This window comes from Flavivirga algicola (assembly GCF_012910715.1).
Lineage (GTDB): Bacteria > Bacteroidota > Bacteroidia > Flavobacteriales > Flavobacteriaceae > Flavivirga > Flavivirga algicola.
This window is the reverse complement of the sequence record NZ_JABBHF010000002.1, coordinates 264,375-282,958: the sequence shown is the minus strand read 5'-3', so window position 1 is coordinate 282,958 and position 18,584 is coordinate 264,375. Positions and strand designations below refer to the sequence as shown.

The following is an 18,584-nucleotide window of genomic DNA, read 5'->3' as shown; positions in this document are numbered from 1 at the left end:
TGTGTACATTGCTTTATGCTTAAGTTATTTTTTTATATACTCTTTTTAATTGGACTGATAGGTTTTTCTCAAACGAAGGATTACACTGTTAAAAACTTGGATATTAATACTAAGTATCCACATTTTGGCTTGATGCAGATTAGTGATTCAAAAGTTGTTTTTACATCATATTTATTAGATAAAAAGGGTAGGGTAAAACGTTTTGAGGGCAACCCCATCCTAACAATTTATGAAGGTGATTTATTAGATGAAGGCTCTATTAATAATATAAAACTTGTTCAAATAGATCCAAAACAGCACATATCTCATATTACCAGTGCAACAATATCACCTGATGGAAAACACATTTATTTGGCAACAAATTATACGAGGAAAAATATGCCAAAAGGTAACTTTAAAGAATCTAACTTTCATATTTCGGTAGGAGAGTTTATGGCTGGCTTGGGTTGGACTAATTTTAGAGTCTTGCCATTCTGCAATCCTAAATATTCTTATGCACATCCTGCTTTAAGTAAAGATGGGAAAACCTTATATTTTACAGCAAATATTAGGGGAGGGAGGGAGAACACAAGAGGCGGTTCAGATATTTTTAAAGTAGATATCTTTGATGGTGGTACTTATGGCGAGCCAAAAAATTTAGGAAGTAAAGTCAACTCGTATAGCCGAGAGATGTTTCCTTTTATAAGTGCTGATAATACCTTGTATTTTGCTTCAAATAGACCCAATGGATTTGGTGGATTCGATATTTATAAAAGTATTATGAATGAGGATGGAACTTTTAAAAAAGCTGTAAAAATGCCAAAACCTTTAAATAGCAAACAAGATGATTTTAGTCTAATTATTGATGCTGAAAATAAGACAGGTTACTTTTCATCAAAACGTCAAGGTGGAAAAGGAGATGACGATATATATTTTTTTAATTAAATAAAAGTTCTAAATTGCAATGCTCTTAAATCTCCATAAACCTGCATAACAACGGTGGCTTTATTTAAAAATATTTATTTATTCTCAACTCTTTTCTTCTCGGTATTATTCATAGATATTTTAGTAAAACTTAACCCTGACATTCTAATTTGTAGGTTTTTTTCTAAAAGTTTAGTTACAACGTTACTATTAGTATATTATCTGGTTAATAATAAAGAGCACTTTAAACGAAAACGAATTTTTGTTATTTGCGCTTTATTGAGCTTTCTGGCAGGTGATGTTTTTTTGATTTTACACACCCAAACAATTTGTTTTATTATAGGCACTTTTTGTTTCATTTTAGGAAAAGTGTTTTATGTTTTTCGCTTTTCAAATAAAAGAGATTTTAGCTTGATTAAATTATCTCCTTTTTTAGCTTTTTGTTTTGTATATTTAGTTGGCTTTTTAATTTCAATCTATAACAATTTAAATAGTTATTTTTTACTTATTTTACTGTATTTGTTTATAGCAGTGACCACTATAGCATTTGCTTATTTAAGAAAAGGAGAAGTTAATTCAGCTAGCTATAGCTGGGTTTTAACTGGTATTGTGTTTTCTGTTTTATCAGATAATATTACCGGGCTAAGGCTTTTTTATGATAATGATTTTGCTTACCATTCAATTACAATTATGTTGTTTTATGGCTTATCTCAGTATTTTATTGTGCTTGGTATAATTAAAGAAACTAATTTTTTATTTGTTAAAAAGAAACTTTTTAGTTGATTAAATTTTTAAGTTAAAGCTTTTCTTATCTATATGTTATTGGTACTTAAAATCAAACAAGTTGTCTTTCATCAAAATGAATAAAAGGCAAGGAAGATGACGATATTAATTATTTTAAATTAAAATATTTTATGCTAGGAATTTTACTCATTTATTTTATCGGAAAAAGATTTTATGATTTATCAGAAGAATACAAACAAAATAAATGGCTGTATGCCATATTAAGTATTGTTGTTTATTATGCGGGAACTTTTATGGCTGGAATAGTTTTGGCGCTATTGGTAGAGTTTGGAATCATGTATATAGACTTAGAAAATAGCCTAATATTGACTATCATAGCTTTACCATTTGGACTTGGGGCTGTATTTATTTTATATTCTCTTAGAAAAAAAATGGAAGAAATCCGTAGTCGTTATTAAAGATGAAATTAATGACATAGGTAGAAGTAATAAAGAATAAAAAGGCTATTAAAAAGTAGAAAAAACGAAAGTTATTTTATGCTTCGTTAGAAATATGAATAATAATTGGCAAGCACTATATTTTAAATAAACTCCCTATTTTGTTTATAATAGATGCCTCTTTAATTTTAATAATCTCAGAAAAATTTTGTTCAATTTGAAGGAAATTGGCTAATACAATTCTATTTTTCTATATTAGCTAAGGTTTACATTTTTTAAAGGGTGTAAACTTTAATAGCCCCTAAAAAGATAAACAGTGTCGCACATTTTTAAAAATGAAAAAAAGTTCACTATCCTTTTCTTTGTTGTTTTAACTATAGATATCTTAGTCAAACTAAATCTCAGTTCTTTTCCATATCGTTACATCTCCAAGCCTCCTATAACATTGCTTTTGTTTTTATATTACTGTTATAATACTACAGAGAAAAGAAAGATTAAAAAGTCATGGGTAATCTTGTCATTATCCTGTTTTTTAATAGGAGATATACTTATTATAGAACATACTAATATTATTCTCTTAAGTGCTAGTTTGGCTATTTTTGGTTTTGCAAAAATCTTTTTAAGCTTACGATTATCTCATAGATCAGATTTTGATATTATGAGACTGGTTCCCTTTTCCATAGTGCTATTTGCTTATACCGTTTTTATAGTGAGTTTACTTTATAATAGCTTAAAGAATTTTTTTATACCGGCATTACTCAGTTTTTTTGTGTCGTTATTACTTATTCAGTTTGCTTTTTTAAGAAAAGATGTTGTTGATAGGATTAGCTATTTATATGTGTTTTTTGGTGTTATTTTTTATATGCTTTCTGAAGGCATGATGGCAATAAAAACATTTAAAATGGATCTTCCAATGCAGGATATTCTAATTATGTTGTCTTATGGTATATCAGTCTATCTCATAATTTTTGGAATTGTTAAAGAGCATAGAAAGAATAATAATATTAATCCTTTTTAACTCGCCTTAAATCCAAGAGGTTTATAGGGTTAATGCCAAGTCCAGAAACATTTTTTCCTGTAAAACGAACCACTTCATCATAATATAGAGGTACCATGATGGCGTTTTGCATGGCTAAAGAGTCCATGGCAGTATATAAATGTTTTCTTTTTTCAATATCGGTAATCGTAAACGCTTGGTTGTATAAACTATCAAATAAAGTATTTTTAAAGTGAAAATAGTTAGACCCTTTTGGCGCGAAATTTTTACTATAGAATATTGATAGGTAGTTTTCTGCATCCAGGTAATCAGCGATCCAGGAACTCCTAAACATATCGACCTTTCCATTAGACCGGGCAGATCTTAAAGTGGCTTCAGGCATAACATCAACATTAATGGTTAGTCCAGCTTTTTCAAGTTCTCGCTGTATAAATTCACAAAAATCTAAATAATTACTTGTTGTAACCAATGTGATTTCTGGATTTGTTATACCACTTTCTTTTTTGAATTGTTCTATGAGTTGTTTTGCTTTTTCTGGTTGGTAAGAAAAACCAATAGATTTATTATAGCCAGCTAACCCTATTGGAATAAAGCCACCGTTGGCAGGATTACCAATACCATTACGTAAATAAATCATCATTTTTTTTCTGTCGAACCCATAATTTATGGCTTTTCTTATGAGTACTGATTGAATTTCTGGAGTTTTAGAATCTAAATAGAAACCTAAATATTCGGTATTTAAATAAGGGCCGCGAATCATATTGATTGTCTTAGCGTAGGAATTGCGTAGGTGTCCGTCTGCGGTTAATAACTCGTCTTTATACGAGGCATCTAAACCATATACATAATCGATATTACCTTGAGCAAATTGTAAAAACTCACTTTGTTTATCGGGCAAAAAAGTAATTGCTACAGCTTCTAGGTATGGTAATGATTTGCCTGCTTCGTCTTTTTCGAAGTAATGCTGGTTCTTTCTAAAAATAAGTTTAATATTTTCTTTCCAGCGTTTAAATTTAAAAGGACCTGTGCCGATAGGATGTGATCTAAACTCTATGCCATAGTGTTCAACGACTTCTTTTGGAACAACCGAGCAATACTTCATGGTTAATAAGCCTATAAAAGCAGGAAAAGGTTGCTTTAAACTGATTTGAAAAACTGTATCATTAATAGCTTTAAAATCATCTACTTTATTTAAAACCCAACTCCCGGGTGCCGCAATTTTTTTATCTCTTAACCGGTTAAGACTATATTTAAAATCTTCTGCAATGACCACTCTGGTGGAATCCTTTCCAAATAGTTCATGTTTGTGAAAATAAACATCATTTCTCAATATAAATTTGTAAGTCAGCCCATCCTCCGATGTACTCCAGCTTTTAGCTATACATGGAAGGATATTTAATTTGTTGTCCAATTGCACTAAACCATTAAATAATTGATTACATACCGAATTGTCCTGTAGAGTTCGCGAAAAAGCTGGATCTAAAGTATTAATGTTTGCATATTCATTATATCGGAAAACTAAATGATCTTTTTGGATTGATGTGTTATTTGTACATGAGCATAACAACAAAATAATGCATGTTATAAATAAAAAGGCAGTTAGGAGTTTTGTTTTTATTAGTTTCATTTAAAAGCAAATAATTTACAGTTTTATCCTTCGGGTAAGGCTTTCCAGTTTTTTATAACACCAGAATACATGTATATAAAGAACAAATTAATAATGAATAAAATATAGCTCCAAGTTATGCCTAAGCTTTCCAATAGATTAGGGCAATCCTCAATGAGATAAGCAAAATACCTCCCACATGCATAAGATTGATGTAAGGTTATTATGGTTATTATTAGGAAAATATAAAGTATAAACCCGATAATAGATATGTTCAAGCAAATTGCAACGATAAGCTTTTTTATTTTTTTTGCATAAAATATAGGGATAGACAAAATAACAGCGCCCAATATAAGGCTTAAATAAGATGCGAAAAAGCCAACCTTTTCATCATTAAATTTGGTTATGTACGCATAAAAAACTGCTAGTAGTATAACAAATATGGTTAAAATCCCAATACTTATAATTGTAAAGAGTAGGGGCTTTAAACCTGTAACTCTAAACATAAAAACCAAAGCAGAGAAAAAGAAAGCAAACCACATAAAAAAATGAATACTTTCTAAAAAAGGATCACTGTCTTTAATCTCTTCTATGTTTTCGAAAACCCTAAATAAAGAATCATTATCTAAATAATAATCTGTGATATGGTTTTTGTAAAAGGTATCTAAGGTAGTTTTAGGCTCGTTGGATTCATATTGTAATTCTAACCTAGGTTCATTCCTGATCAGATTTTTTAATTCGAAGTTGCCATCTGGATGATAAATCATGTCAAACCAATTCTTGGCAGTTAAATTATGCCTAATTTCATATTGATTACAAATCACCAAAAAATCAGATAATATTTGCCTAATTTCATTAGGGTCATTTCGTTTTAAAAGGTCGTAATTCAACTTGCTCCATCGCTTATTATTTTTATTGAAACCCAACCGATAATTGTACTGGTCGTAGTCAAAATCATTATATTCAGAGTAATTATATTGAATAACATCATGTTCAAGTTTGTCTTTTTGGGATTCGTAAAAGATTTTTGAATAGTTAAAATAACTAGGGTTGACTGTCTTTACATGAGGTGAAATATCAAAGAAAGAATCTTTATAAAAATAAGTCCGAATTGTATCTTTCGTTTTGTAATACACATAATCTGTATAAGTGCTATCTGTGAACTCCTGGTTTATTGTGCCTTCTTTTTTATAAAGCGTATAATACTTGTAATGGTAATCCAGGAATCTTAATGATAAACTGTCTTCGGTACGAGTTATGCCATTATAGATTTCGCAATATAAAGTATCGAATGGGGGTGGATAACAACGCTGGTTAATAGTATAATCTAATATGTTTTTAGAAAAGAATAATGAGGCAGTATTAGAAGCCGAAATTTCTTTCTCAGTGCTCTCATCATCATATTGGTATGAAATATAAGACTTAACACCTAAATTATATGAAATATAAAATGTTGTAGAAAGGAAAGTGATTATTAAATAGATGAAAAATTGTTTAAATAATTTTAGTCTTGATATTGGATAAAAACTTTTAAAGGCATTGTTTTTAAACAGGAAAATAAGCCAAATAACAAGTATTAAAATGGATAGGATAATGCTAATGTAAACGGTGCCATTTTCAAAAAAGATTTGCTTAGCCCCATACTCATGCAAAATTTTCGGGTTAGTAATAGCAAAGAACCCAAAAACAAAAAACAAAACATGTAAAATAATAGCAGTCGTTAAAGCCCATAATAGTTTTGTATTCCAAATTATTGGATGATTTTCAAGTAAGTGTTGGTTCGTTTTATATATGAATTTTTTCATCGATTTGGCTTTAAGAAACAAAGAAACGTCTTGTGGATTTTGTTATATTACGTGTATAAATAACATCTATTTTATGTTTTCCTAAAGTTTTAAGGACTAAAGGGAAAGCGATATCAATAGGGAAGTAGGCAATAAAAATACCACCATTGAAAACTAACTTTTTAAGGCTTAAATCAGTAAAGATTTGTTTGAGTTTGTCTCTGTCGCAATTACAATCAATCTCTACGATTAAATAATTTTTAGTATTTGCAACTGTATTTTCGTCTTCTTGTTCCTTATAAATACCGTCTTTAAGATATATGACTTTATCGGACACCTTTTCTACTTCATACAATTGCTGGGAACTTAATATTAACGCAATTGGATTGTTTATAGAATTACAAATAGATTTTAAATCTTCTAGAATCACTTGTTGGGCCAATACATCTAGGTTGGCTAGAGGTTCATCTAAAAGTAATAGTTCGGGTTGTCTTAACAATGTTCTTGCCAACTCAAAACGCATTTTATAGCCTGAAGATAATTCGTTCCATTTTAAATGCTTATAATTCCATAAACCAAAACGGGCAATCATCATAAGAACTCTGGTTTCATTTTCTTCGGGACTTATACCATAGTTTGATAAAACAAATTTTAAGTTATCCTTAAGGCTACCGTACCATTTTTTTGTCCTTTGGGGTATGTACACTAAATTGGAGCGTAAATCATAGTCGCTTTTAAAATCTTTATCAAAATTAAATTCTAAAGACCCTTCATTGTATTTTAATTCTTTAGCTAAAATTCTTAAAAGTGTTGTTTTACCATTACCATTTTCTCCAACTAATCCATATACGTCTCCTTTATGTATATTAACTGAAATAGGCCCCAATCTAAAACGATTCGTACCATAACTTTTAATAATATTTGATCCAGAAATAACAGGGCTTTTGGTATGATAGTCTTCAATTGGAATTTTGGAGATTTTATCCAGAATTTGAAGGCTTCTCTTTATGAGTTCATCTTCTCTGTCTGGGAATTTTTCTTTCCAATCTGTTAGGGCTATGACTTCATTATAAATATCTAGGTTTTGCGTGTCGATAGCACAATCCATAAGTTTGCGATACCCTAAAAAAGTGTCTTTATTTTCAAAAAAAGTGACTACTTCTTTAATGCGTGTTTCGGCTCTTGTCATTTTTATTGTCAGCTTTTAGTTTAAGTCTTCATACTTAGATTGTATTACTTGAACCAATTACGTAAATTTGCAGGCTTTTAAGTTAGAAAACAAGTAAATATAAATACATTTCTTTCGTAAAGGAAATGAAAAACAATAAATGAAGAAAAAAGTCGCATTTTATACTTTAGGCTGTAAACTGAATTTTTCAGAAACATCTACTATTGCCAGAAATTTTACAAATGAAGGCTTTGATCGTGTGGACTTTTCTGAACAAGCAGATATTTATGTGATTAACACCTGTTCGGTTACCGAAAATGCAGACAAACGTTTTAAAACAATTGTGAAACAAGCTCAAAAGGTTAATACTGATGCATTTATTGTAGCAGTAGGGTGTTATGCACAACTAAAGCCCCAAGAGTTAGCTGATGTTAACGGTGTTGATTTGGTTTTAGGAGCTACTGAAAAGTTCAAAATAACCGATTACTTGAATGATCTTTCTAAAAATGACCTCGGCCAGGTGCATTCTTGTGAGATTGAAGAAGCCGATTTTTATGTTGGGAGTTATTCTATTGGAGATAGAACGCGAGCCTTTTTAAAAGTTCAAGATGGATGTGATTATAAATGTACCTACTGTACTATTCCGCTGGCACGTGGTATTTCTAGAAGTGATACCATGGAAAATGTCTTAAAAAATGCTAAAGAGATTTCTAAACAAAACATAAAGGAAATTGTTCTTACTGGTGTTAATATTGGTGACTATGGGAAGGGAGAGTTTGGCAACAAAAAGCATGAACATACTTTTTTAGATTTAGTAACCGAACTTGACAAAATTGAGGGCATTGAACGTTTAAGGATTTCATCTATCGAACCCAATCTTTTAAAAAATGAAACGATCGATTTGGTTTCTAAATCGAGAGCTTTTGTGCCTCATTTTCACGTGCCGTTACAATCTGGAAGCAATGAAATTCTTAAAAAAATGAAACGCCGTTATATGCGAGAACTATATATAGATCGTGTTTCAAAAATAAGAGATGTTATGCCTCATGCTTGTATAGGTGTGGATGTTATTGTTGGTTTTCCAGGAGAAACAGATGAGCATTTTTTAGAAACCTATAATTTTTTAAGCACCTTAGATATTTCATATTTACACGTGTTTACTTACTCAGAACGCGACAATACTGAAGCTGCAGAAATGAGTGGGGTTGTGCCAAATAATATAAGAAGTAAACGCAGTAAAATGCTGCGAGGCCTTTCGGTTAAAAAACGCCGTGCTTTTTATGAAAGTCAAGTAGGAACCACAAGAACGGTATTGTTTGAAAGCGAAAATAAGGAAGGTTATATTCATGGATTTACAGAGAACTATGTTAAAGTAAAGACACCTTGGAATCCGAAATTAGTTAATACATTGCATCAGGTGGATCTCACGGAAATTGATACAGATGGTTTAGTGAGGTTTGAGTTTGTAAATGTATTTTCAAACTAGAAATCTGTAATTATCATTGTTTTTTTTACGGTAGTTTTAACTAGAAAACGACATTATCTACATATTAGCTAGAGTTTTGCTCACTTTGACTTATTTTTTGTGCAAATAAAAAGCCACGCCATACTTTTATGCGAGTTAATTTATGCCCCAAAAATGAATAAGTTTCTTTTTGTTTTATGCTTTGCATTGTCTCTGGTTAGTTGTTCAGATGATGATAACGATGTCGTATCCGTTGTAGGCACATGGAAATTAACTGCTTGGGAAGTGGCTGACGGACTTGACATCAATGATGATGGTACAGCTAGTTCCAATATTTTAGATGAAATCACGTGCCCAAACAATGAAACTTTAATTTTTGAAGCTAATGGGGTTGTAACTTCAAATAAAACTTTTAATCCAGATCTAGATATAGCTTTAAAGCAAGGAACTTCAGATGAATATACGTTTAATGTAACATGTGATAATCAAGGTGTTATTGGGTTTGCAACGACCTATTCTCAAAATATGGATGCAGTTATATTTAATGATAATGAATCTATTATAATTGATAATCAATTATTACGTGTGGTTAAAGAATCGATTAAAATATATAACGAAGATTTTACAGAAGTAATTACTACTAAAGATTTAACATTGGTGTATACCAAGCAATAAGCAATTAACGTTTTAGATATCCTCAGAAAACAGAAAATCCGAAACATTAGTTTCAGATTTTCTTATGGTTCGTAATTTTTGTTTTAAAAATTAAATTCTTACTCCAACAGGAAGCATACGCTTATATTTTCTGTTGCTTCTCACAAACTTAGCAATTTCAGGGCTTGTTGGAACGACACTTAAATTGCGCTCTTCAATTTGCTCGAACACAGCAGCCATAAATTCTTTGCCAAAATCCTCATCTTTAATGCCTTCTGGTATAATAAGCTTTGTTAAAAAGATTTTCCTTTCTTGTAAAGAATATTCAATTTTAGCTAAATGCTCATCAATTTTTATTTCAAATTGACGTAAAAAATCATTATCAATTAGTTCTGCAGCTTCAACCATGGTAATTTTTGTTTTATTTCTTAAGGAATCTTAAATAGTGAGTACTATTTATATAACTTTGTTTTGCAAAAGTACAAAAAAAAATTGTCATTTTAAAGATAAATTAAGGTTAATGCCTTATAAAATAAACCATTAGAAAAAGAGTTGTTTGAATTTAAAAGGTAACTCTATTTATAAAACCAAACTAAAGTTTAAATGAACAAGGAAATCATACATGTTTATTTAATGCCAGGAATGGCGGCAAGCCCCATAATTTTTGAATATATAAAATTACCAGAAAACCAATTTGAGATTCACTGGCTTGAATGGATGATGCCAATTGATAACGAATCTATTGGAGATTATGCATTACGCATGATTAATAATATTACGCATGAAAATATTGTGCTACTAGGGGTGTCCTTTGGAGGGGTTTTGGCACAAGAAATAAGTAAGCATATACACATTAGAAAACTCATTATAGTTTCTAGTGTTAAATCCATGTACGAATTACCTAAGCACATGATTTTGGCTAAAAAAACAAAGGCTTATGCATTAGTACCAACACAATTAGCTGGTAATATTGATTTACTCGCCAAATATGCTTTTGGTAGCCATATAAAAAAGCGTTTAGATTTGTATAAAAAGTACTTATCGGTTAATGATAGTAAATATTTAAGTTGGGCTATTAAACAAATAGTTTGTTGGGGCCAAGAAGAAAGTCCATCAAATATTATACATATTCATGGAGATAATGACGCTGTGTTTCCTATTAAAAATATAACCGATTGTATCACAATAAAAAAAGGGACACATATTATGATTATCAATAAATATAAGTGGTTTAACGAGAATTTACCTCGTTTAATTTTAGAAAACTAAATAAAAATTTTACCTTTAAGCAAAACTTATTAAAAATGAAGACAGTACAAAGATTATTGGCGTTTGTGGGATTATTAAGTTTGTCAGCCCTATTTATTTATGCCCTGCAAGACGCTCCTACCGATGAGAATTTCGAAAAAAAATTAATTAATGACTATAATGTTTATGCATTACAGGTTCCTGAAGATTTAAATTTTGCAGGAGAGCCTATGCCTCTTAAAAGTCCTGATATTTTAGAGCGCATGGATAGAGAATTGTTAGTCAATACGTATTGGCAATCTAACGGTTTATTAATGTTTAAACGTGCTAAAAAGTATTTTCCAATTATTGAGCCTATTTTAAAGAAACATGGTATTCCAGATGATTTTAAATATTTGGCAGTTATAGAAAGCGGCTTAACCAATGCGGTATCTCCAGCAGGGGCCAGAGGTGTTTGGCAAATTATGAAAACTACAGGGAGAGAGAACGGTCTAGAAATTAATGATAATGTCGATGAGCGTTATCATTTGGAAAAAGCAACAGAAGTAGCCTGCAAATACCTATTGAGATCTAAAAAAAGATTGGGTTCTTGGACTTTGGCAGCTGCAGCTTATAATGCAGGCACTGCGGGTGTTTCCAGAAAGTTAAGAGAACAAAAAGTATCTAATTACTACGATTTATTACTTATAGAGGAAACGGGGCGCTATATTTTTAGAATTGTTGCTTTAAAAGAAATTTTATCTAACCCAGCTAAATATGGTTTTAATTTTAGAGAAAAAGATTTATATGAAAACATTCCTACATATAAGGTTGAGATTGATACAGCCGTAACCGATTTTTCTCAATTTGCACAAAATTTTGGTATTAATTACAAAATACTAAAACTTCATAATCCTTGGCTGCGCGAATCGCATTTAAATAATAAATCAAAAAAGTTATATACTATAGATATCCCTAAAAAAGGGTATTATGATGTTCAGTAAAGAAAATACTAATTTGAGAGGGTAATGAACTAATTAATTATCCTCTTCTTTTTTGAGCTCTTAAAGAACCGCCACTACCATAATGCTGATTAGGCATTTGAGAGCGCTTCATATTTTGTTTCATCATTTTTATCTGATCGGTCAACATACCTTGTTTGTCCAGTTTTTGAGCTTCAGATAGTAGTTTTTGAGCTTCTTGTTTTCTGCGTTTGGAAAAAGCGATACCAGCTAAATTTAATTTGGCCATAGCTAGATCATGATTCATAGATAGCCCAAGAGAAACCGCCTTCTTAAAATATTTTTCGGCTTCATTCATGTTACTTTGTGAAACCATAATACCATGTAAGTAATTATAATATCCTTGCTGTTTCTTTACTAAAGCCGATTCTGGTTTTTTAATTTTACTGAGCCATTTTTTTGCGCCATCGAAGTCTTGTTTACGTAGCCTTAAAAAAGCTAATAAAATAAACTCATTCTTAAAGTAAAGAAATACAAAAATTAAAGAGAGCAGAATAAGCATAATACCATTGCCTATATAGCCTTCTGTAAATTGATAGACAGCATAAGCAATAATCCCCGCAGCTATAATTAGTTTTATAATTTTATTGTACATTTTAATAAGTTTATAATGTGAGTAGACGTTATTTTTATATATGCAAACAAGGCCTCTTTTGTTTTAGATTGCAAAGAAACTAAATTTTTATTAAAATTAACTCATAGATATTTAACAAAAAGTACTGATTAGCCTAAACATACAAGGGTTTGGTTGGAAAGTTTTTACTCAAAAAAATAATTGAAAATATTTTTTTAAAAATGGTTTGCAAAGTAATAAAGGCTTTGTATATTTGCCCTCGGTTTTGGAGGAGCTCCAAACTTAAGAAAAATACAATTCAGATTTAAAGATACAAGATAATGAGTAAAAGAACATTTCAGCCTTCTAAAAGAAAGAGAAGAAACAAACACGGTTTCAGAGAAAGAATGGCTTCTGCTAACGGTAGAAAGGTATTAGCACGTAGAAGAGCTAAAGGAAGAAAAAAGTTATCTGTGTCATCTGAAACAAGACATAAGAAATAATGATTAACAATTGTTGATATTTTAAAGGTGTTACTTAAGTGTAACGCCTTTTTTTATATCTGCTAAGTAGTATTTTTGTAACAAATTTTAATACAACATATAACCAGTAAAAATGCCAAAGAATTCTAAACTTAAATCTATATTAATTATTGGCTCAGGCCCTATAGTTATTGGGCAAGCGTGTGAGTTTGATTATTCAGGTTCCCAATCTTTAAGATCGCTTAAAGAAGACGGAATTGAAACGATTCTTATTAACTCCAATCCTGCAACGATCATGACAGACCCTTCCATGGCAGATCATGTTTATTTGCTTCCTCTCAACACAAAATCCATTATCAAAATTCTAAAAGAGCACCCACAAATTGATGCAGTATTGCCTACTATGGGTGGACAAACGGCTTTAAATTTATGTATTGAAGCTGATGAAAAAGGTATTTGGAAAGATTTTGGAGTTGAATTAATTGGTGTTGATATTAATGCCATAAATATTACGGAAGATAGAGAACAGTTTAGAGAGCTAATGGAAAAGATTGGTGTTGGTATGGCACCACAAGCTACTGCGACCTCTTTTTTAAAAGGTAAAGAAATTGCTCAAGAGTTTGGTTTTCCATTATGTATTCGTTCATCGTTTACTTTAGGAGGTGCTGGCGCCGCTATTGTTTATGAAGAGGAAGATTTCGATAAATTATTACGAAGAGGATTAGAAATTTCGCCAATCCATGAAGTGATGATCGATAAAGCGATGATGGGGTGGAAGGAGTATGAATTAGAATTGCTTCGTGATAAAAATGACAATGTTGTCATTATATGTTCTATCGAAAATATGGATCCAATGGGAATTCATACAGGAGATTCTATAACAGTAGCTCCCGCAATGACTTTAAGTGATAGAACCTATCAGAAGATGCGTGATATGGCCATTAAGATGATGCGTAGCATAGGTGATTTTGAAGGTGGATGCAATGTGCAATTTGCTGTAAGCCCAGATGAAAAAGAAGAAATTATAGCTATTGAAATAAACCCGAGAGTATCACGTTCTTCAGCATTAGCAAGTAAAGCAACGGGGTATCCGATTGCTAAAATTGCTACAAAACTTGCCATTGGTTATACTTTAGATGAACTAGATAATCAGATCACTAAATCTACTTCGGCTTTATTTGAGCCTACTTTAGATTATGTTATTGTAAAAATTCCGCGCTGGAACTTCGATAAATTCGAGGGTTCTGATAGAACTTTAGGTTTACAAATGAAAGCTGTTGGAGAAGTTATGGGAATTGGACGTTCTTTTCAGGAGGCTTTGCATAAAGCTACCCAATCTTTAGAGATTAAAAGGAATGGATTAGGTGCAGATGGAAAAGGATATAGTGATTATAATCAAATCATTGATAAACTCACGCATGCTTCATGGGATCGTGTATTTGTTATCTATGATGCGATTGCGATGGGAATTCCGTTAAGTCAAATTTATGATATCACAAAAATTGATATGTGGTATTTAAAACAATATGAAGAATTATTTCAATTAGAAAAAGAAATATCTACATATACTATTGATACGCTTGATAAAGACTTATTATTAGAAGCCAAACAAAAAGGATATGGTGATCGTCAGATAGCCCATATGTTAGGATGTTTGGAAAGCCAGGTTTATAATAAGAGAGATGAATTTAATATTCAACGTGTATTTAAATTAGTGGATACGTGTGCTGCTGAGTTTACGGCAAAAACACCATATTACTATTCGACGTTTGAAAATGTGGTCGAAACGGCTTCTGGAGAAGTATATACTCATAACGAAAGTGTTGTAAGTGATAAAAAGAAAATCGTAGTACTTGGTTCTGGACCTAATAGAATAGGACAAGGTATTGAGTTTGACTACTGTTGTGTTCATGGTGTTTTAGCAGCCGCAGAATGTGGTTACGAGACCATTATGATTAACTGTAATCCAGAAACGGTTTCTACAGATTTTGATACTGCCGATAAATTATATTTTGAGCCTGTTTTCTGGGAACATATCTATGATATTATTCGTCATGAAAAACCAGAAGGTGTTATTGTACAATTAGGAGGACAAACAGCATTAAAATTAGCAGAGAAGTTAACCAAATATGGTATTAAAATTATAGGAACTAGTTTTGAGTCTTTAGATTTAGCAGAGGATAGAGGAAGTTTTTCTACCTTATTAAAAGAACATAATATTCCTTATCCAGAATTTGGGGTTGCTGAAAATGCTGATGAAGCTTTAGAATTAGCAGATCAATTAGATTTTCCAATTTTAGTGAGACCAAGTTATGTTTTAGGTGGTCAAGGAATGAAAATTGTTATTAACAAAGAAGAGCTCGTTGAGCATGTTGTCGATTTACTTCGAAAAATTCCAAATAACAAACTGTTATTAGACCATTATTTAGATGGAGCCATTGAAGCAGAGGCTGATGCTATTTGTGATGCAGATGGAAATGTTTACATTATTGGTATTATGGAGCATATAGAGCCTTGCGGTGTTCACTCAGGGGACTCAAATGCTACGCTGCCAGCTTTTAATTTGGGAGATTTGGTCATGCAACAGATCATTGATCATACGCATACTATAGCAAAAGCATTAAATACTGTAGGACTCATTAATATTCAGTTTGCGATTAAAAATGATATTGTATACATCATAGAGGCTAATCCAAGAGCTTCCAGAACGGTACCTTTTATAGCAAAAGCCTACAAGGAACCTTACGTAAATTACGCAACAAAAGTAATGTTGGGAGAGAAAAAGGTAACGGATTTTGATTTTAAACCGCAATTAGACGGTTATGCGATTAAACAACCTGTATTCTCTTTTAACAAGTTTCCAAATGTGGATAAGCGATTAGGACCTGAAATGAAAAGTACTGGTGAAAGTATATTGTTTATAGATAGTTTGAAGGATGATGAATTCTATGATCTTTATTCCAGACGAAAAATGTACTTAAGTAAGTAATAAAAAAATGCCGCTTTAAGCGGCATTTTTTTATTGATGATTGCACTTTTTTATAACACTAGTTTTCCAAAAGACCATCGTTTTTCCATTTTTGAATAATATCCCTGTTGCCGAAAGGCATTTGACCAGTAGGAGGCATAGGACTGGAAGAGCTATTAATTCGAGTTAATATAATATCTATTCTATCCTTAACTTGAGTGTAAGTTGTTAAAGAAAAAGGAGCACCATTAGCTGTTGGATTACCGTGACATTGTAAACAATTGCCGCCAATAATGTTTTTTACATTAGCATCATAAGTAATTTTTGCATTTGGGTCTGGTTGAGATATTGGGTCATCATCTCTATTAGAACAATTAAGTACAAGTAATACCATAAGGAATAAAATAGGATTTTTAGAATTCATAGTGTTTGAGAGTTTATAAATTGATTGATGTTTTTGAAAATATATATTTTTATAATAACATTAATACTAATTTGAGTTTAATATACTATTCGCTAAAAAAATTATGAGTTTGGTATTTAAAAATGTTTAAATTAATAGCTTTTAGCTTATTTAACGGTTAGATGATTTAATTTATTACTAATGTATAGTGAGTGATAATATTTTTGTAAAATTAGTTTACGTAATATTTTAAAGAGAGAATCTTTGTAATGCTCAAATGAAATTTTAATCAAAAAACGCTTTATAGACAGTATCAATAGTATCTGTCATTTTAAATTTTTCAACTCTTTTTGCTAAAAACTTCTGATTGTGTAAAATGTTTTTTATTTTATTAATAATTTCATCTTTCTCTGTACTATGAAAAAAAGTGTCCATTTTCGAACTTTGCTCCATTGGAATAGTACTTATAACATAACATCCAGAATATAGTGCTTCTTGTACTACAGTGGGATTGCCTTCAAATTTTGATGTATGTAAAAATATCGTTGAATTATTCATGAAATTCAAAACTTTTTTATGAGGAATAGTGCCAGTAAATTTGATGTTATTAGATAAATCAAAGTCATCTACTTTTTTTAAAAGTGAATTTTTGTCTTCACCATCTCCACCGCAAAGTACAACGGAAATATTAGAGAATTCTTTTTTTAAAACCTGAATGATATCAATAAATAAAGAATAATTTTTTAAAGGGCTTAAATTACCAACTCCAAGAATTTGAATCTTTCTTTCTTCATTATTTATTTTTGGAAACCTTTTTGGATTTATAGCTACGTTTGCAATTTTTTTAACATAGATTTTATAATTTTTATAAAAGATATTTCGCTGCTGATTTGAAACCATTATAATTTTATGAGCAGGTATTTTTATCCAATTAAGGTATTTATTATTTTTTTTAACGTCTTGACCTAGCATCCAAACTATTTGTGGTGTTCTGGTAAATTTACTTATCACTTTTCCTACTAGTGTACTTTGACTATACCAAAAACATAATATACCATCGTAATTATTTTTTTTATCTAAATATATTCCTCTTGAGATTGCTTTGATTAAATAAGGAAACATCTTCAGTTTTTTTTTGTATCCGCTTTTGATGGTGTAAACTTTGATTCCTTCATAAAAATAATCTTTCGATAAAGGAAACATTAGGGCTAGTATATCTACTTCTGCATCAGTGTTATTAACAAATGTTTCTGTGAAGTGGGTTATAAAAGGTACAATAGTATCTTCAGCTTTATCTTTTGGAAACATTGGTGTTATAAATAATAATCTTTTATTCACTAGGATATTAGTTGAAGCATTTAGTATATTATTAATACATTTAGGGGTTTATACAAACATAGAGATTTATCATTTAAATAAAGCTTTAACTAATGTCATTTAATTTCAAAGATTCCAATTTTTACAATGAGAATACGATTTTGGATATTTCAATGATAGTCGACTGGAATAAAAAAAGGCGAAAATATAATTTTGATAAACTTCCATTAACTGCAATTATTTCTTTAGATAAAAATCTTTTATCTAGAAAGGTGCGTTTTGTTTCAAAAAAAGCAAAAGGTCTGGTTGGTAACAACTACATTATAAATAACAATTTTATGTATGCTTCTAACTTTGGAAATGGTGCACCCGCATTAATTGGTCATTTAGAAGAGTTGCGTTGTTTGGGAGTAGAAAATTTTATTTTTATTGGATTGGGAGGATCATTGATTTTTAATGAATCCAGAAATAATAGTTTTATACTTAAAAACACTTTTTCTACATCTGGATGTACTACTTTGTATTCAATGAAAGATAGTTTTAAACCTATTAAAAATGAGTGGTATAATAATTTAAAATCTAAATTAAACCTTGCTGAAACTATAGGTTGGAGTACAGATGCCCCTTTTAGAGAAACCCCATCTTTATTAAACTATTATAGAGAAAAAAAGGTGACACATGTGGATATGGAAAGTGCTTCAATATATGCGTTTTCTGAATTTTACAAATTAAATGCTATGTGTATTATAGTCTCAGCGGATGATTTAACAAATAATCGTTGGACACCTCCCCAAAACGTTGACAAATTAAATAATATCATCAATTCTATTATTACAATTTGTTCGAAAACATAA

The 18,584-nt window shown here is 30.7% G+C and carries 18 protein-coding genes; 11 read left to right on the top strand and 7 right to left on the bottom strand.

Annotated features, from left to right (window positions below):
* Positions 1 to 15 precede the first annotated feature (15 nt).
* The 4 genes from HHX25_RS04160 to HHX25_RS04145 all read left to right on the top strand — a co-directional run bounded on the left by HHX25_RS04160 (position 16) and on the right by HHX25_RS04145 (position 3,102).
* Positions 16 to 924 (top strand): TolB family protein, encoded by a 909-nt coding sequence (locus tag HHX25_RS04160; RefSeq protein ID WP_169670453.1) that lies wholly within the window; start codon positions 16 to 18, stop codon positions 922 to 924.
* A gap of 54 nt (positions 925 to 978) precedes the next feature.
* Positions 979 to 1,686, top strand: a complete 708-nt coding sequence (locus HHX25_RS21530; RefSeq protein WP_169670451.1) for a lysoplasmalogenase family protein — start codon at positions 979 to 981, stop codon at positions 1,684 to 1,686.
* A gap of 131 nt (positions 1,687 to 1,817) precedes the next feature.
* Positions 1,818 to 2,105 carry a hypothetical protein gene (locus HHX25_RS04150; protein ID WP_169670449.1) on the top strand — a complete coding sequence of 96 codons (288 nt, stop codon included), beginning with the start codon at positions 1,818 to 1,820 and terminating at the stop codon, positions 2,103 to 2,105.
* 295 nt (positions 2,106 to 2,400) lie between these two features.
* Positions 2,401 to 3,102, top strand: coding sequence for a lysoplasmalogenase family protein (locus HHX25_RS04145; RefSeq protein WP_169670447.1), 702 nt, complete (start codon positions 2,401 to 2,403; stop codon positions 3,100 to 3,102).
* On the opposite strand, the gene HHX25_RS04140 is transcribed toward HHX25_RS04145, so the two are convergent.
* Genes HHX25_RS04140 through HHX25_RS04130 form a run of 3 tightly spaced genes read right to left on the bottom strand, consistent with a single transcriptional unit; the run spans position 3,089 to position 7,660 of the window.
* Positions 3,089 to 4,708, bottom strand: coding sequence for an ABC transporter substrate-binding protein (locus HHX25_RS04140; protein WP_169670445.1), 1,620 nt, complete (start codon positions 4,706 to 4,708; stop codon positions 3,089 to 3,091). The two genes, HHX25_RS04145 and HHX25_RS04140, sit on opposite strands and share 14 nt — an antisense overlap.
* 23 nt (positions 4,709 to 4,731) lie before the next feature.
* Positions 4,732 to 6,492 carry a hypothetical protein gene (locus tag HHX25_RS04135; protein ID WP_169670443.1) on the bottom strand — a complete coding sequence of 587 codons (1,761 nt, stop codon included), beginning with the start codon at positions 6,490 to 6,492 and terminating at the stop codon, positions 4,732 to 4,734.
* A 10-nt stretch (positions 6,493 to 6,502) separates the two neighbouring features.
* On the bottom strand, positions 6,503 to 7,660 hold the full coding sequence (locus tag HHX25_RS04130; RefSeq protein ID WP_169670441.1) for an ATP-binding cassette domain-containing protein: 1,158 nt from the start codon (positions 7,658 to 7,660) through the stop codon (positions 6,503 to 6,505).
* Positions 7,661 to 7,799: 139 nt separating this feature from the next.
* Here HHX25_RS04130 and mtaB point away from each other — a divergent pair, with 139 nt between their 5' ends.
* Positions 7,800 to 9,125: a tRNA (N(6)-L-threonylcarbamoyladenosine(37)-C(2))-methylthiotransferase MtaB gene (gene mtaB / locus HHX25_RS04125; protein WP_169670431.1), complete on the top strand. Its 1,326-nt coding sequence runs from the start codon at positions 7,800 to 7,802 to the stop codon at positions 9,123 to 9,125.
* Between the two features lie 153 nt (positions 9,126 to 9,278).
* Positions 9,279 to 9,779 carry a hypothetical protein gene (locus HHX25_RS04120; protein ID WP_169670429.1) on the top strand — a complete coding sequence of 167 codons (501 nt, stop codon included), beginning with the start codon at positions 9,279 to 9,281 and terminating at the stop codon, positions 9,777 to 9,779.
* Positions 9,780 to 9,869: 90 nt separating this feature from the next.
* Here the strand turns inward: HHX25_RS04120 and HHX25_RS04115 are convergent, their stop codons facing one another.
* Positions 9,870 to 10,166, bottom strand: coding sequence for an N-acetyltransferase (locus HHX25_RS04115; protein WP_169670427.1), 297 nt, complete (start codon positions 10,164 to 10,166; stop codon positions 9,870 to 9,872).
* Between the two features lie 195 nt (positions 10,167 to 10,361).
* On the opposite strand from HHX25_RS04115, the gene HHX25_RS04110 reads away from it, so the two are divergent.
* Positions 10,362 to 11,027: an alpha/beta hydrolase gene (locus HHX25_RS04110; RefSeq protein WP_169670425.1), complete on the top strand. Its 666-nt coding sequence runs from the start codon at positions 10,362 to 10,364 to the stop codon at positions 11,025 to 11,027.
* Between the two features lie 35 nt (positions 11,028 to 11,062).
* Positions 11,063 to 11,989, top strand: a complete 927-nt coding sequence (locus HHX25_RS04105; RefSeq protein WP_169670423.1) for a lytic transglycosylase domain-containing protein — start codon at positions 11,063 to 11,065, stop codon at positions 11,987 to 11,989.
* 37 nt (positions 11,990 to 12,026) lie between these two features.
* On the opposite strand, the gene HHX25_RS04100 is transcribed toward HHX25_RS04105, so the two are convergent.
* Positions 12,027 to 12,602, bottom strand: a complete 576-nt coding sequence (locus HHX25_RS04100) for a tetratricopeptide repeat protein (RefSeq protein WP_169670421.1) — start codon at positions 12,600 to 12,602, stop codon at positions 12,027 to 12,029.
* Positions 12,603 to 12,901: 299 nt separating this feature from the next.
* Here HHX25_RS04100 and rpmH point away from each other — a divergent pair, with 299 nt between their 5' ends.
* Both rpmH and carB read left to right on the top strand, forming a co-directional pair.
* On the top strand, positions 12,902 to 13,063 hold the full coding sequence (rpmH, locus tag HHX25_RS04095; RefSeq protein WP_027878648.1) for a 50S ribosomal protein L34: 162 nt from the start codon (positions 12,902 to 12,904) through the stop codon (positions 13,061 to 13,063).
* A 112-nt stretch (positions 13,064 to 13,175) separates the two neighbouring features.
* Positions 13,176 to 16,031 (top strand): carbamoyl-phosphate synthase large subunit, encoded by a 2,856-nt coding sequence (gene carB, locus HHX25_RS04090; protein ID WP_169670419.1) that lies wholly within the window; start codon positions 13,176 to 13,178, stop codon positions 16,029 to 16,031.
* Positions 16,032 to 16,089: 58 nt separating this feature from the next.
* On the opposite strand, the gene HHX25_RS04085 is transcribed toward carB, so the two are convergent.
* Positions 16,090 to 16,434 (bottom strand): hypothetical protein, encoded by a 345-nt coding sequence (locus HHX25_RS04085; protein WP_169670410.1) that lies wholly within the window; start codon positions 16,432 to 16,434, stop codon positions 16,090 to 16,092.
* Positions 16,435 to 16,698: 264 nt separating this feature from the next.
* Positions 16,699 to 17,751, bottom strand: a complete 1,053-nt coding sequence (locus tag HHX25_RS04080) for a glycosyltransferase family 4 protein (protein ID WP_169670408.1) — start codon at positions 17,749 to 17,751, stop codon at positions 16,699 to 16,701.
* A 92-nt stretch (positions 17,752 to 17,843) separates the two neighbouring features.
* On the opposite strand from HHX25_RS04080, the gene HHX25_RS04075 reads away from it, so the two are divergent.
* Positions 17,844 to 18,584, top strand: coding sequence for a phosphorylase family protein (locus HHX25_RS04075; RefSeq protein WP_169670406.1), 741 nt, complete (start codon positions 17,844 to 17,846; stop codon positions 18,582 to 18,584).

What these genes read in the sequence shown, in the direction of transcription:
- HHX25_RS04140 (WP_169670445.1), bottom strand. Translation starts at nt 4,708, where the DNA reads ATGAAACTAATAAAAACAAAACTCCTAACTGCCTTTTTATTTATAACA.
- HHX25_RS04160 (WP_169670453.1), top strand. Translation starts at nt 16, where the DNA reads ATGCTTAAGTTATTTTTTTATATACTCTTTTTAATTGGACTGATAGGT.
- HHX25_RS04110 (WP_169670425.1), top strand. Translation starts at nt 10,362, where the DNA reads ATGAACAAGGAAATCATACATGTTTATTTAATGCCAGGAATGGCGGCA.
- HHX25_RS04135 (WP_169670443.1), bottom strand. Translation starts at nt 6,492, where the DNA reads ATGAAAAAATTCATATATAAAACGAACCAACACTTACTTGAAAATCAT.
- HHX25_RS04105 (WP_169670423.1), top strand. Translation starts at nt 11,063, where the DNA reads ATGAAGACAGTACAAAGATTATTGGCGTTTGTGGGATTATTAAGTTTG.
- HHX25_RS04150 (WP_169670449.1), top strand. Translation starts at nt 1,818, where the DNA reads ATGCTAGGAATTTTACTCATTTATTTTATCGGAAAAAGATTTTATGAT.
- HHX25_RS04100 (WP_169670421.1), bottom strand. Translation starts at nt 12,602, where the DNA reads ATGTACAATAAAATTATAAAACTAATTATAGCTGCGGGGATTATTGCT.
- HHX25_RS04120 (WP_169670429.1), top strand. Translation starts at nt 9,279, where the DNA reads ATGAATAAGTTTCTTTTTGTTTTATGCTTTGCATTGTCTCTGGTTAGT.
- HHX25_RS04130 (WP_169670441.1), bottom strand. Translation starts at nt 7,660, where the DNA reads ATGACAAGAGCCGAAACACGCATTAAAGAAGTAGTCACTTTTTTTGAA.
- HHX25_RS04075 (WP_169670406.1), top strand. Translation starts at nt 17,844, where the DNA reads ATGTCATTTAATTTCAAAGATTCCAATTTTTACAATGAGAATACGATT.
- HHX25_RS04115 (WP_169670427.1), bottom strand. Translation starts at nt 10,166, where the DNA reads ATGGTTGAAGCTGCAGAACTAATTGATAATGATTTTTTACGTCAATTT.
- rpmH (WP_027878648.1), top strand. Translation starts at nt 12,902, where the DNA reads ATGAGTAAAAGAACATTTCAGCCTTCTAAAAGAAAGAGAAGAAACAAA.
- HHX25_RS04085 (WP_169670410.1), bottom strand. Translation starts at nt 16,434, where the DNA reads ATGAATTCTAAAAATCCTATTTTATTCCTTATGGTATTACTTGTACTT.
- mtaB (WP_169670431.1), top strand. Translation starts at nt 7,800, where the DNA reads ATGAAGAAAAAAGTCGCATTTTATACTTTAGGCTGTAAACTGAATTTT.
- carB (WP_169670419.1), top strand. Translation starts at nt 13,176, where the DNA reads ATGCCAAAGAATTCTAAACTTAAATCTATATTAATTATTGGCTCAGGC.